Annotated in this window: 11 protein-coding genes; 5 read left to right on the forward strand and 6 right to left on the reverse strand. The window is 73.9% G+C overall.

Annotated features, from left to right (window positions below; all coding sequences use genetic code 11):
• Positions 1 to 19 precede the first annotated feature (19 nt).
• Entirely contained in the window at positions 20 to 1,291 is a 1,272-nt protein-coding gene (locus QMG39_RS01815; protein WP_281882117.1) for a class I SAM-dependent RNA methyltransferase, read from the reverse strand.
• 36 nt (positions 1,292 to 1,327) lie between these two features.
• Here QMG39_RS01815 and QMG39_RS01820 point away from each other — a divergent pair, with 36 nt between their 5' ends.
• A complete protein-coding gene (locus QMG39_RS01820) occupies positions 1,328 to 1,975 on the forward strand; it encodes a Maf family protein (RefSeq protein WP_281882118.1) in 648 nt (215 codons plus the stop codon).
• A 143-nt stretch (positions 1,976 to 2,118) separates the two neighbouring features.
• Positions 2,119 to 3,885 carry an acetyl/propionyl/methylcrotonyl-CoA carboxylase subunit alpha gene (locus QMG39_RS01825; RefSeq protein ID WP_281882119.1) on the forward strand — a complete coding sequence of 589 codons (1,767 nt, stop codon included), beginning with the start codon at positions 2,119 to 2,121 and terminating at the stop codon, positions 3,883 to 3,885.
• A gap of 193 nt (positions 3,886 to 4,078) precedes the next feature.
• Here the strand turns inward: QMG39_RS01825 and QMG39_RS01830 are convergent, their stop codons facing one another.
• Complete coding sequence (locus tag QMG39_RS01830; protein WP_281882120.1) at positions 4,079 to 5,002, reverse strand: type IV toxin-antitoxin system AbiEi family antitoxin domain-containing protein; 924 nt, start codon at positions 5,000 to 5,002, stop codon at positions 4,079 to 4,081.
• Between the two features lie 307 nt (positions 5,003 to 5,309).
• Positions 5,310 to 6,746, reverse strand: coding sequence for an NAD(P)H-quinone dehydrogenase (locus QMG39_RS01835; protein ID WP_281882121.1), 1,437 nt, complete (start codon positions 6,744 to 6,746; stop codon positions 5,310 to 5,312).
• Positions 6,747 to 6,907: 161 nt separating this feature from the next.
• Here QMG39_RS01835 and QMG39_RS01840 point away from each other — a divergent pair, with 161 nt between their 5' ends.
• Genes QMG39_RS01840 through QMG39_RS01850 form a run of 3 tightly spaced genes read left to right on the forward strand, consistent with a single transcriptional unit; the run spans position 6,908 to position 10,628 of the window.
• Positions 6,908 to 7,735, forward strand: coding sequence for a purine-nucleoside phosphorylase (locus QMG39_RS01840; protein WP_281882122.1), 828 nt, complete (start codon positions 6,908 to 6,910; stop codon positions 7,733 to 7,735).
• A 2-nt stretch (positions 7,736 to 7,737) separates the two neighbouring features.
• Positions 7,738 to 9,438, forward strand: coding sequence for a phospho-sugar mutase (locus QMG39_RS01845; RefSeq protein ID WP_281882123.1), 1,701 nt, complete (start codon positions 7,738 to 7,740; stop codon positions 9,436 to 9,438).
• An 11-nt stretch (positions 9,439 to 9,449) separates the two neighbouring features.
• Positions 9,450 to 10,628, forward strand: coding sequence for a hypothetical protein (locus tag QMG39_RS01850; protein ID WP_281882124.1), 1,179 nt, complete (start codon positions 9,450 to 9,452; stop codon positions 10,626 to 10,628).
• Here the strand turns inward: QMG39_RS01850 and QMG39_RS01855 are convergent.
• Genes QMG39_RS01855 through QMG39_RS01865 form a run of 3 tightly spaced genes read right to left on the reverse strand, consistent with a single transcriptional unit; the run spans position 10,577 to position 12,484 of the window.
• Complete coding sequence (locus QMG39_RS01855) at positions 10,577 to 10,861, reverse strand: PTS sugar transporter subunit IIB (protein WP_281882125.1); 285 nt, start codon at positions 10,859 to 10,861, stop codon at positions 10,577 to 10,579. The two genes, QMG39_RS01850 and QMG39_RS01855, sit on opposite strands and share 52 nt — an antisense overlap.
• Positions 10,858 to 11,331 (reverse strand): PTS sugar transporter subunit IIA, encoded by a 474-nt coding sequence (locus QMG39_RS01860; RefSeq protein ID WP_281882126.1) that lies wholly within the window; start codon positions 11,329 to 11,331, stop codon positions 10,858 to 10,860. Before QMG39_RS01860 ends, QMG39_RS01855 begins: the two co-directional genes overlap by 4 nt.
• Positions 11,332 to 11,365: 34 nt before the next feature.
• Positions 11,366 to 12,484 (reverse strand): adenosine deaminase, encoded by a 1,119-nt coding sequence (locus QMG39_RS01865; protein ID WP_281882127.1) that lies wholly within the window; start codon positions 12,482 to 12,484, stop codon positions 11,366 to 11,368.
• Between the last annotated feature and the right edge of the window lie 55 nt (positions 12,485 to 12,539).

Here is a 12,539-nt window from a genome sequence, read left to right on the forward strand (position 1 = left end):
CCCCTCGTTCGCGTCGCACCTAGGCAACGATACTGCCGAGTCGGGCCACCGCCTCCACGTGATGCGTGTTCGGGAACAGATCGAACGCGCGCAGCTCCTCGAGGCCGTATCCGGCCTCGCGCAGGTACCCCACGTCGCGCGCCAGCGCGACCGGATCGCACGCCACGTAGACGAGCTGTCGGGGCCGCAGCTCGCCGAGCGCGGCGATCACGGCGCGCCCCGCGCCCGAGCGCGGCGGGTCGAGCACGACGGTCGCCTCGGCGAGTGCCTGGCGCTCGGCCCGCGACGCGTCGGCGACCAGCCCCTGCACGAAGCGGTCCACCCGGGCGGTGACCGCGGCAGCCCCCACCCAGTCGGCGAGGTTCGCCGCCGCGTGGTCGGTCGCTCGCTCGTCGGCCTCGACCGTGGTGATGCGCACGGTCTCACCGAACCGGTCGCCGACCGCGGCCGCCAGCAGGCCGACCCCGCCGTACAGGTCGAGGTTCGCCGCCCTCGGGTCGAAGGCCGACCCGTCGATCGCGTCCTGTACCGCACGGGAGAGCGTGCGCGCGGCGTTCACGTGCACCTGCCAGAAGCCGCCCTGCTCGAGCGTGAACGCACGCCCGTCGACGACCTCGACGATCTCGCCGCGGGGCGGCTTCCGGGGCTTGCCCCGGCGATCGCGCTCGGCCACCAGCACCCGGGCGCCGCCCTCGCCCGGTGCGACGACGTCGACGTGCGCGGCCCCGGGGAAGCGCTGGCCCAGCGGCGCCGCGGCGGCCACGGCCGGCGCCGCGAGCGGCAGGTCGGCGACCGGCACGACATCGTGCGAGCGCGCGGCGAACGGGCCGAGGGTGCCGTCGGGAGCGACCTGCAGGCGCACGCGGGTGCGCCAGGCGGAGCCGGCATCGGATGCCCCGGGCGGGGCGTCCTCGCCGAGCGGCACGGCCTCGACGACCGGGTCCGCCTCGAGCCCCGCGAACCGCTCGAACGCCTCGCGCAGCACGTCCGCCTTCAGCTCGCGCTGGCGTGCGAGGCGGATGTGCCCGAACTCGGCGCCGCCAGCGCGCTCGGCCGGGTCGCGCTCGAGCGACGCCGCGCTCCAGACGTGGTCGACGCGGTCGTCGGACGCCTCGAGCACCTCGACCGTCTCGGCGCGCCAGTACCGGTCGTGCCGGTCGTCGATCACGCGGGCGCGCACGCGCTCCCCCGGCAGCGCGTCGGAGGTGAACACCACCCGGCCCTCGTGCCGGGCGACGAAGACGCCGCCGTGCGCGACCGGTCCGACGTCGAGCTCGAGGGTGCGTGCCATCCGTCAAGCGTCTCACGGACGGTGCAGGATGGTGCCATGCGCCTGTACCTCGCCTCGACCTCGCCCGCGCGACTGCAGCTGCTGCGCCAGGCCGGCATCGAGCCGGTCGCGATCCCGCCCGGCGTCGACGAGGAGGCGCTCGTCGCGCGCACCGAGGCCGCGGAGGGCCCGCTGCCGGTCGACCGCATGGTGCAGCTGCTCGCGCGCGCGAAGGCCGAGGCGCTGGTCGGCACGGATGCCGCGGGCCCGGACGGCGCGCCGATCGACGGGCTCATCCTCGGCGGCGACTCGGCGTTCCTGGTCGACGGCGTGATCCACGGCAAGCCGCACCGCCCCGAGGTCGCGTCCGCGCGCTGGCGCGCGCAGCGCGGCGGCACCGGCGACCTGTGGTCCGGGCACTGGCTCATCGACCACCGGGGCGGCGCGGCGCGCGCCGCGGCCGGGCGCCCCGACGTGGCATCCGTCACCTTCGCCGACGTCACCGACGACGAGATCGACGCCTACGTGGCCACCGGCGAGCCGCTCGCCGTCGCGGGCGCGTTCACGGTCGACTCCCTCGGCGGGCCGTTCATCACGCGTGTCGACGGCGACCCGAGCACGGTCGTCGGGCTCTCGCTGTCGACGCTGCGCGAGCTCGTGCGCGAGCTGGGCGTGGAGTGGACCTCGCTCTGGAACCGGGGCTGACGAGCGCGCGCATGCCGCACGCGGCATCCGCTCGGCCCTGAGCCGCGCCCAGCGGCGGTTGTGGCTCGCCGCCCACGCTTCGCCGGGTTTCTTGTGCGCCGTCACCAAAGATGCGGCGGCGCGCGCCAATAGGCTGGGGAATCATGCCGCGCATCACCAAGGTCCTCATCGCCAACCGGGGCGAGATCGCCGTCCGTGTCATCCGTGCCGCCCGCGACTCGGGGATCGCCTCCGTCGCGGTCTACGCCGACCAGGACCGCGACGCGCGGCACGTCAAGCTCGCCGACGAGGCGTACGCCCTCGAGGGCAGCACCAGCGCCGAGACCTACCTCGTGATCGACAAGCTGCTGTCGGTCGCGCGCCGCTCGGGTGCCGACGCGGTGCACCCCGGCTACGGCTTCCTCGCCGAGAACTCCGACTTCGCCCGCGCGGTCATCGCCGCGGGCCTCACCTGGATCGGCCCGTCGCCCGAGGCCATCGAGCAGCTCGGCGACAAGGTGTCGGCCCGGCACATCGCCGAGAGGGTCGGCGCGCCGCTCGCGCCGGGCACCCTGAACCCCGTGGCCGACGCCGCGGAGGTGCTCGACTTCGTCGACCAGCACGGCCTGCCCGTCGCGATCAAGGCCGCGTTCGGCGGCGGCGGCCGCGGCCTCAAGGTCGCGCGCACCCGCGAGGAGGTGCCCGAGCTCTTCGACTCGGCCACCCGCGAGGCCGTCGCGGCGTTCGGCCGCGGCGAGTGCTTCGTCGAGAAGTACCTCGACAAGCCGCGCCACGTCGAGACCCAGTGCCTCGCCGACGCCGAGGGCAACGTGGTCGTCGTCTCGACCCGCGACTGCTCGCTGCAGCGGCGCCACCAGAAGCTCGTCGAGGAGGCGCCCGCGCCCTGGCTCACCGACGAGCAGACGCGGCAGCTCTACGACTCCTCCAAGGCGATCCTGCGCGAGGTCGGCTACCTCGGCGCCGGCACCTGCGAGTTCCTGATCGGCGCCGACGGCACCGTGTCGTTCCTCGAGGTGAACACGCGCCTGCAGGTCGAGCACCCGGTCTCCGAGGAGGTCACCGGGCTCGACCTCGTGCGCGAGCAGTTCCGCATCGCCGAAGGCGGCACGCTCGACTACGAGGACCCGGTGGCGCATGGCCACTCGTTCGAGTTCCGCATCAATGGCGAGGACCCGGGCCGCAACTTCCTGCCGGCCCCGGGCCCGGTGCACCAGCTGCGCTTCCCCGGCGGCCCCGGCGTGCGCATCGACTCGGGCGTGACCACCGGCGACGAGATCTCGGGCGCGTTCGACTCGCTGCTCGCGAAGCTCATCGTGACCGGCTCGTCGCGCGAGCACGCGCTCGAGCGGGCCCGGCGCGCGCTCGACGAGTTCGAGGTCGCCGGCCTGCCGACCGTGCTCCCCTTCCACCGCGACATCGTGCGGAACGAGGCGTTCGCGCCGGCCGACGGCGAGCCGTTCTCGGTGTTCACGCGCTGGATCGAGACCGAGTACGACAACCGCCTCGAGCCCTGGTCGGGCGAGCTGGCCGAGCCCACCGGCCCGGCCGCGCGCGAGGAGGTCGTGGTCGAGGCCGACGGGCGCCGCATCGCCGTGTCGATCCCGAAGCGCTTCGCCGCCACGTCGCTGCAGCCGACGGCCGGTCCCGCACCGCGCCGCCGCAACGCGGGCCACGCGGTCGACACCGGCACCGGCGACGCCGTGAAGGCCCCGATGCAGGCGACCGTCGTGAAGGTCGCGGTCGAGCCGGGACAGGCCGTCGTGAAGGGCGACCTCATCCTGGTGCTCGAGGCCATGAAGATGGAGCAGCCGATCGCCGCGCACAAGGACGGCGTGGTCAGCGTCGTCAATGCCGAGGTCGGCGTGACGGTCTCGAGCGGCCACCTGCTGCTCGCCATCGGCGACGCCTGAGCCCGCCCGGCCGCCCACGCACGGTGAGGCACTTTTCAGGAGCTGCCGAGCGGGCGGCGGCGGCAACATGCGCGGACTCCGCTCGCGCGCACGAGGCGTGCGTGTTCGGGCCAGATTCCGGCGGATTGTTGAGCCGGCCGCCCGGCTGCTCCTGAAAAGCGACGAAGGACCGGACGTCTGCGGGGTGGGCGCGTCAGTGGGCGGATCGGCGCAACCGCGCAGCCGCGAGGGCACCGATGACTCGCTGGACGACGCTGTCCGGGTCGGCGAGCACCTCGCGGGCCGGCACCCGGAGCGTCGGATAGCCGCGAGCGAGCAACTCCCCGTCTCGACGACGATCCTCCTCGAACGCAACGAGCGAACTGTGGAACGCGCGCCCGTCGACCTCGACCACGAGCAGGCGGGCGACGAGGAAGTCGACGCGACCGACCCCGTCGATCCGCACCTGCTGCCGGTACTCGAGCCCGACGTCCCGGAGCATCAGGCCGAAGTGCGACTCCGCACCTGACCCGGCGGCATCGGTCAGCAGCTCCGACAGCTCCCGATGCCATCCGCCGTGTCCGGCGAGCAGGCCCCGAGCATCGTCCAGCCCGACCAGCCGCTCGGCGACGGCCGACTCGAACGTCGCAAGGACGTCTGCCCGCGGCTGACAGGTCGCCACCTGGTCGAGCGCGGAACGGATGTCGGTACGCCACGAACTTGCATCCTCCCCTCGCTCGGCCACCGGGCCCTCGCACCAATGCAGCACCAGCAGCTCCTCGTGCCGGTCGGAGTGGATTCCATCCTCACCCGCGAGTCGCAGCGGCGCATCACTGCGGTCGGTCAGCGGATGCCGCGTGCGCAGCCGAGCCGCGTTGGCCGGGAGCGCGATGTGCACGGCGGCGTCCGACCCGGCCCACATGCCGAGGCTCGCCGCCGCGCTGACGCAACCCAGCCGCCCGCCGACGCGGACGGCGACGACGGCCGCCCGCTCGGCCGACGTGCTCGCGTAGTGGCCCCGGCGGACGCGCCGCAGGACCCCGGCGCGCACGGCCATGGTGAGCAGCCCGGGCGAGTGGCCCGCGTCGAGCAGCTGCCGGCGCGTGGCGATGCCACCGAGTCCGTCCACTGTGCTCACGACCCGCTCCATGCCGACAGGTTCGTGCTGCACCCCACTCCGATCGGCACGGACGTCCCTTGCGCGCGCCACCAGAGCCGACAGGCATCCTGTGGAGGATACATTCCGCGGCATCCGCCCCTCGACCCTGCACTTTTCAGGAGGTCGCCAGCGCCCGGCGCAGCCGATCGCCAACGATCGACCTACTGGACAAGGGATCTGCGCGGGCCCGCTGAGGCACGCAAGGTATCGCCATGGCCCTGCCAGGCGCTCCTGAAAAGCGCCGCTCCATACGGGGAACCGCCCCGCCTGCGGGCGGAGCGCGCGGCTACTGCACGATGTGCAGGGCGCGCGCGGCGTCGGTGAGCGAGCCCGACAGCGAGGGGTAGACGGGGAACGCCTCTGCGACCTCGTCGACCGTGAGGCGGTGCTCGACCGCGATCGTGAGCGGCAGGATGAGCTCGGACGCCTTGGGCGCGACGATGACGCCGCCGATCACGGTGCCCGAGCCCGTGCGCGCGAACAGCTTCACGAAGCCGTCGCGGATGCCCATCATCTTCGCGCGCGGGTTCGACGCGAGCGGCAGCTTGTAGATGAGGCCCTGGGCGATTCCGTCGTCGATCTGCTTCTGGTTCCAGCCGACGGTCGCGATCTCGGGCTGCGTGAAGATGTTCGAGGTGATGTTGCGCTCCTCGGGCGGGTTCACGATGTCGCCCATGGCGTGGAAGATCGCGGTGCGCCCCTGCATCGAGGCCACCGAGGCCAGCGGGGGGAAGGTCGTGCAGTCACCGGCCGCGTAGATGTTCGGGATCGACGTGCGCGCGACGCGGTTGACGCGGATGTGCCCGCTCGTGGTCAGCTGCACGCCGGCCTCGGCCAGGCCGATGTCCTTCGTGTTCGGCACCGAGCCGACCGCCATGAGGCAGTGCGACCCCTCGACGGTGCGCCCGTCGGTCAGCGTGGCGACCACGCCGTCGCCGTCCCGTACGACCGACTCGGCACGCGACTTGTTCAGCACGCGCATGCCGTTGCGCTTGAACACCTTCTCGATGACGGCGGCCGCGTCGGCGTCCTCGCCGGGCAGCACCTGGTCGCGGCTCGAGATGAGCGTGACCTCGGCGCCCAGCGCCCGGTACGCCGAGGCGAACTCGGCGCCGGTCACGCCCGAACCCACGACGATGAGGTGCTTCGGGATGGTCTGCAGCTGGTAGAGCTGGGTCCAGGTGAGGATCCGCTCGCCGTCCGGTACCGCCGACGGCAGCACGCGCGGGCTCGCGCCGACCGAGACGACGATGGTGTCGGCCTCGATGCGGTCGAAGTCGGTGCCCTCGTCGCCGGGAGCGGTCGAGACGGTCACGGCGTCCCGCCCGTCGAGCCGGCCCTCGCCCTGCACGATGCGCACGCCCGCGTCGAGCAGGTTCGCGCGCATGTCCTCCGACTGCTGGCGCGCCAGCCCGAGCAGCCGCTTGTTCACGGCCGACAGGTTGATCGCGACCTCGGGCCGGATCGGCTTGCCCGACTCGCCGCGCGCGTAGAACTGCACGCCGAGGTCGGCGGCCTCCTTGACCGCGTTCGACGCCTCGGCGGTCGCGATGAGCGACTTCGACGGCACGACGTCGGTGAGCACGGCCGAGCCGCCGACGCCCACGCGCTCGACGAGCGTGGTCTCCGCCCCGAGCTGTGCTGCCGCGAGCGCGGCCTCGTACCCGCCGGGCCCGCCGCCCAGCACTGCGATCCGCTGGGTGCGCTCGAACTCGTAGGCCATGCCGACCATTCTGTCGCAGCCGCGGAAAGGCGGGCAAACGAGCGGATGCCCCAGGCGGGCGCTCGGGCGCCACGGCGTCGCCCGCGCGGCATCCGTCGCCCCGCCTGCTCATGCGAGCAGATCGACGACACCCGAACGGGGGTGCTCAGTAGCATGGCACCATGCACGCACCGAATCCGCTCGACGACCCGTCCGCCGATCCGTTCGAGGTGGCCCGCACCGCCGCAGCGGAGCTCGCCGAGCGCACCGGGGTCGACCGGCACGACATCGCACTGACCCTCGGCAGCGGCTGGGGCAAGGCGGCGGACCTCATCGGCGAGACCACGCACACGATCCCGGCGACCGAGATCACGGGCTTCGGCAAGCCGGCCCTCGAGGGTCACGTCGGCACGCTCCGCTCCGTGCTGCTGCCGAGCGGCAAGCGCGCCCTCGTGATCGGCGCGCGCACCCACTACTACGAGGGGCACGGCGTGCGACGCGTGGTGCACTCGGTGCGCACGGCGGCCGCCGCGGGGGCATCCGTCATGATCCTCACGAACGGCGCGGGCGGCATCCGCGAGCACTGGACGCCCGGCACGCCCGTGCTGATCCGCGACCACATCAACCTGACGGCCGACTCGCCGCTCGAGGGCGCCACGTTCGTCGACCTCACCGACCTCTACGCGCAGCGCCTGCGCGACATCGCGCACGCCATCGAGCCCGGGCTCGACGAGGGGGTCTACACGCAGTTCCGCGGGCCGCACTACGAGACCCCGGCCGAGGTGCAGATGGCGAAGACGATCGGTGGCGACATCGTGGGCATGTCCACCGCGCTCGAGGCGATCGCCGCCCGTCAGTCGGGCATGGAGATCCTCGGCATGACGCTCATCACCAACCTCGCGGCGGGCATCCAGGCCACGCCGCTCAGCCACCAGGAGGTGATCGACGCCGGCCGCGAGGCCGAGCCGGTCATCTCGTCGCTCCTGGCCCGCATCGTCGCGGAGCTGTGACCATGGCCGACATCGCAGAGGGACTCATCGCCCGCGCCGAGGCCTGGCTCGACCAGGACCCCGACCCCGAGACCCGCGCCGAGCTCGAGGCGCTGCTCGCCGGCGCGCGCGAGGGCGACGCCGACGCCGAGCGCGAGCTGCACGACCGTTTCGACTCCCGGCTCGACTTCGGCACCGCGGGGCTCCGCGGCGAGATCGCGGCAGGCCCCAACCGCATGAACCGCGTGCTCGTGTCGCAGGCGGCCGCGGGCCTGGCGGCCTTCCTCACCGAGCGCGCCGCCGAGGGCGAGACGCCGTCGGTCGTGATCGGCTTCGACGGCCGGCGCAACTCGCGCGTGTTCGCCGAGGACTCGGCCGCGATCCTCGCCGGCGCCGGCGTGCGCGCGATCCTGCTGCCCCGGCTGCTGCCGACGCCGGTGCTCGCGTTCGCCGTGCGGCACCTCGGCACGAGCGCGGGCGTGATGGTCACCGCCTCGCACAACCCGCCGAACGACAACGGATACAAGGTCTACCTCGGCGGCGACGACCACGGCTCGCAGATCGTCTCGCCGACCGACCGCGAGATCGCCGACCACATCCTGCAGGTCGCCGCGGGGGCACAGGTGCCGCTGCTGCCACGGGGCGAGTTCGAGACCGCGGACGAGTCGCTCGTCGACGCGTACGTGTCGGCGACCGCGGCCGTCGCGGTGCCGCCGCGCGCGCAGCCGGTCGCGGTGTATACCGCGATGCACGGCGTCGGCTGGGAGGTCGTGCGCCGCGTGCTCGCCGAGGCCGGGTTCGCCGAGCCCGCGGTGGTCGACGAGCAGATCGACCCCGACCCCGCGTTCCCGACCGTGGCCTTCCCGAACCCCGAGGAACCCGGCGCGATGGACCTCGCGCTCGCCAGGGGCCGCGAGGTCGGCGCGGACCTGGTCATCGCGAACGACCCCGACGCCGACCGCCTGGCGGTCGCGATCCCCGACGGCTCCACGGAGGCCGGCTACCGCCTGCTGACCGGCAACGAGATCGGGCAGCTGCTGGGCTGGCGCCAGGCCGAGCTGGCAGCGGCGGATGCCCCGGGCGACCGCGCCGCCGACGGCACGCTGGCCTGCTCGATCGTCTCCTCCCCCGCGCTCGGCGTCATCGCCGAGGCGTACGGGCTCGAGTTCCGCGAGACGCTCACGGGCTTCAAGTGGATCTCCCGCGCGCCCGACCTCGTGTTCGGCTACGAGGAGGCGCTCGGCTACCTCGTGAACCCGGGCACGGTGCGCGACAAGGACGGCATCTCGGCGGCCGTGGCGTTCCTGTCGATCGCCGCCGAGCTCGCGGCGGAGGGGCGCACGGTCGCCGACCGGATCGACGACCTCGCCGAGCGCTTCGGCGGCTTCGCCTCGGGCCAGGTGTCGCTGCGGTTCACCGACCTCTCGCGCATCGGCGAGATCATGTCGCGCCTGCGCGCCGAGCCGCCGTCGCACATCGGCGACGTGCGGGTCGAGCGGATCGACGACTTCACCGACGGCGTCGGCGACCTCCCGCCGAGCGACGTGCTGCGCATCGTCCTCGAGGACGGCTCGCGCGTGATGGTGCGCCCGAGCGGCACCGAGCCCAAGCTGAAGGCGTACCTCGACGCCTCGTCCGAGTCGGGCGACGCCGCCGAGCGCCGTGCGACCGCGGCCGCACGGGTCGCCGCGCTGGACGCCGGCATGCGCGCCCTGATCGGCTGAGGGGCGAGCGGATGCCCCCGGCCAGCCGCCTCCCCGCCGCCCTGGCGGCGGTCGCGCTCGCCCTCGCGAGCGCGGGCTGGGTCGTGCAGGCGTTCGTGCCGTCGCTGCCCGAGGCGCTCGCCGCCACGCTCACCGTGCTGTTCTGGTGGGTCGTGCCGACGCTCACGGTCTGCGCGTTCGTCGCCGCGGTGGCGGCGGGCGGGATGCTCGGCCGCATCCGCGCGCTCGGGGTGGCGGTCGTCGGTTCCGCCGGCTACGCCTGCGCCACCCTCGCGACGCTCGGCTTCACGCAGGGCGTCGCCGCCCTCGACGAGGACCTGCCCGACCCGCCGCTCACCCGCATCATCGTGCCGCTCGTGGTCATCGGGTGGCTGCTGGGCGCACTCGCGATCGGGATGCTGCTCGACGCCGTGGGGCGTGAGCGGATGCCGCGGACCGGCCCCCGGCTCGGCATCGCCGCACTCGTGGGCATCGTGCTCGCGCCGCTCGCCGGGCTCGCGGGCGCGAACCCCGCCTTCTCACTCATCCCTCCCGCCGCGATCCTGCTGGTCGAGACCCTGCGGAACGCCGAGCACCGCGTGCGCCCCGCACCCGGCGCGATCCCGGAGCGCGCCTGGCTCCCCGTGGCGCTGCTCGCCTGGACCGGGCTCGTCGGCGGCGCCGCCGGCATCCTCCTCGCCATGGCGGGCACCATGGTGCCCGGCGGGCTCGACGGCACCGGCGCGCTCGCGGCCGGGCTCGCCGTCGCGGGCATGGCAGCCGTGCCCATCATCGTGGCGGTGCTGATCGTCGGGGTGCGCCGCTCGGCGACCCCGGTGCGCAGCGCCGTGCTCCCGCTCGCCGCGCTCGCGTTCGTCGAGCTGACCCCCGCGGTGCACCTGCTGGTCGCGGGGCCGGTCGCACGCCCGGGGACACCCCTCGACGTGCTGCCCGGTATGGTCGCCCTCGGTCTCGCGACCGGATGCCTCGCCTGGACGCTCGTGCCCGTCGACGGGGTCGCGCGCCTCACGGTCGGCGCCGTCTCGGGCCTCGCGGTCGCCGCCTTCGGCGCGCTCCTCGCACCGGCGCTGCCCTTCGCGACGCCGTTCGCCGCGCTCGCGGTGCTCGCCTGGGCGCGCCGCGCGCGCCGCGCGCAGGGTCAGCCGATGGACGACTCGAGCACCGACGCGATCTCGTCGACGTCGAAGTAGTTCTGCACGACGACGATCTCGGCGTGGCTGCCCGCGACCGCGGCACGCACCCGGTCGACGAGTTCGGGCGAGGTCAGGATCACCTGCGCGTCGCGCGCGGCGACGGCCACGCCGTCCACGTCGCTCGCGGTGACGTCGGCCTCCAGCATGAGCCGGTCGAGGGCACGCTCGGCGTTGGTCTTCAGGATGGCCGAGGTGCCGATGCCGACGCCGCAGACGGTGACGATCCTCACGCCTCCGCGCCCCCGTGCACCGGGCCGTCGGGCGCGCCGAGGAGCGCGCGGATCTCGCCCGGGGCGGAGGCGCGCGCGATCGATGCGACGACGCCCTCGTCGTTGAACACGTTCGCGAGCTCGGCGACGGAGGCGACGTGCGCCTCGGCGTTGCGCACTGCGAGCCCCACCACGACCTGCACCGGGTCGTTGTGCGCGTGTCCGAACGCGACCGGGTGCGCCAGCGTGACGACGCTGATGCCCTCGGCGTGCACCTCGGGCCCGGGTCGTGCGTGCGCGAGCGCGAGACCGGGAGCCACGACGACGTAGGCGCCGAACTCCTCGATCACGTCGATCATGCGGTCGGAGTAGGCCGCGGTCGTCGCGCCGGAGGCCGCGAGCGCCGAGCCCGCTGCGCGGACGGCGGCGCGCCAGTCGTCGGCGTCGACCGCGATGGCGATCGCGCTGTCGGGCAGTGGCGGGAGGGGCATCCGGGTCTTCCTGGTTCGGTCGGGCGCGCGCAACTCAGCCCGCGAAGCCGGTGACGATGCGCTCGGCGAGCGCCTCGCGCTCGTCGAGCGGCAGGAACGCGGCGGCGGCCGCGTTGAGCTGGAACGCCTCGAGGTCGCCGAGCTCGTAGCCGAACGCGTCGGCGAGCAGCGAGAGCTCGCGGGTCAGCGTGGTCGCGCTCATGAGCCGGTTGTCGGTGTTCACCGTGACCTTGAACCCGAGCTGGTAGAGCAGGTCGAACGGGTGGTCGACGAGTTCCTCGCCCCACGCCGCGATCGCACCGGTCTGGAGGTTCGACGACGGGCTGGTCTCCAGGGCGATCTCCCGGTCGCGCACCCACTGCGCGATCCGGCCGAGCGAGACGTAGGTGTTCTCGTCGTCCTGGCGCTCGATCGTGATGTCCTCGGCGAGTCGCACGCCGTGGCCCAGCCGGAGCGCGCGCCCGTCGACGAGCGCGCCGCGGATCGACTCGAGGCCGTCGGCCTCGCCCGCGTGCACCGTGACCGGGAAGAACTGGCCCGCGAGGTAGTCGAAGGCGGTGCGGTGGCGGCCCGCGGGGAATCCGGCCTCGGCGCCGGCGATGTCGAAGCCGATGGCGCCGCGGTCGCGGTGCCGCACGGCGAGCTCCGCGATCTCGAGGGCGCGGTCGGCGTGGCGCATGGCCGTGACGAGCTGGCCGATGCTGATCTCGGCGCCGCCGCGCGCGACCTCGTCGATGCCCTCCTCGATGCCCTCCTGGACGGCCTCGACCGCGTCGTCGAGGCTGAGGCCCCGAGCGAGGTGCTGCTCGGGCGCCCAGCGGATCTCGCCGTGCACGACGCCGTCGGCGGCGAGGTCCTGCACGAACTCGCGCGCGACCCTGGTGAGCCCCTCGCGCGTCTGCATGACCGCGGTCGTGACGTCGAACGTCTTCAGGTACTCGACCAGCGAGCCCGAGTTCGCCTGCGCGGCGAACCACTCGCCGAGCTCGCCGGCGTCGGTGGTCGGCAGGTCGAGCTCGATGTCGTCGGCGAGCTCGATGATGGTCTGGGGGCGGAGACCGCCGTCCAGGTGGTCGTGCAGCGAGACCTTCGGGAGCGTCCGGATGTCGACGCCGCCGCCTTCGAGGCGGTACTCCGGCGATGTCGTGTTCACGGTCCCAATGTACCGGCGGGTACCGCGGGAAGTCTCGGCAATCTCGCAGCGGGCG

The organism is Agromyces rhizosphaerae, from assembly GCF_027925245.1.
Taxonomy (GTDB): domain Bacteria; phylum Actinomycetota; class Actinomycetes; order Actinomycetales; family Microbacteriaceae; genus Agromyces; species Agromyces rhizosphaerae.

What these genes read in the sequence shown, in the direction of transcription:
- QMG39_RS01815 (WP_281882117.1), bottom strand. Translation starts at nt 1,291, where the DNA reads ATGGCACGCACCCTCGAGCTCGACGTCGGACCGGTCGCGCACGGCGGC.
- QMG39_RS01820 (WP_281882118.1), top strand. Translation starts at nt 1,328, where the DNA reads ATGCGCCTGTACCTCGCCTCGACCTCGCCCGCGCGACTGCAGCTGCTG.
- QMG39_RS01825 (WP_281882119.1), top strand. Translation starts at nt 2,119, where the DNA reads ATGCCGCGCATCACCAAGGTCCTCATCGCCAACCGGGGCGAGATCGCC.
- QMG39_RS01835 (WP_281882121.1), bottom strand. Translation starts at nt 6,746, where the DNA reads ATGGCCTACGAGTTCGAGCGCACCCAGCGGATCGCAGTGCTGGGCGGC.
- QMG39_RS01840 (WP_281882122.1), top strand. Translation starts at nt 6,908, where the DNA reads ATGCACGCACCGAATCCGCTCGACGACCCGTCCGCCGATCCGTTCGAG.
- QMG39_RS01845 (WP_281882123.1), top strand. Translation starts at nt 7,738, where the DNA reads ATGGCCGACATCGCAGAGGGACTCATCGCCCGCGCCGAGGCCTGGCTC.
- QMG39_RS01850 (WP_281882124.1), top strand. Translation starts at nt 9,450, where the DNA reads ATGCCCCCGGCCAGCCGCCTCCCCGCCGCCCTGGCGGCGGTCGCGCTC.
- QMG39_RS01860 (WP_281882126.1), bottom strand. Translation starts at nt 11,331, where the DNA reads ATGCCCCTCCCGCCACTGCCCGACAGCGCGATCGCCATCGCGGTCGAC.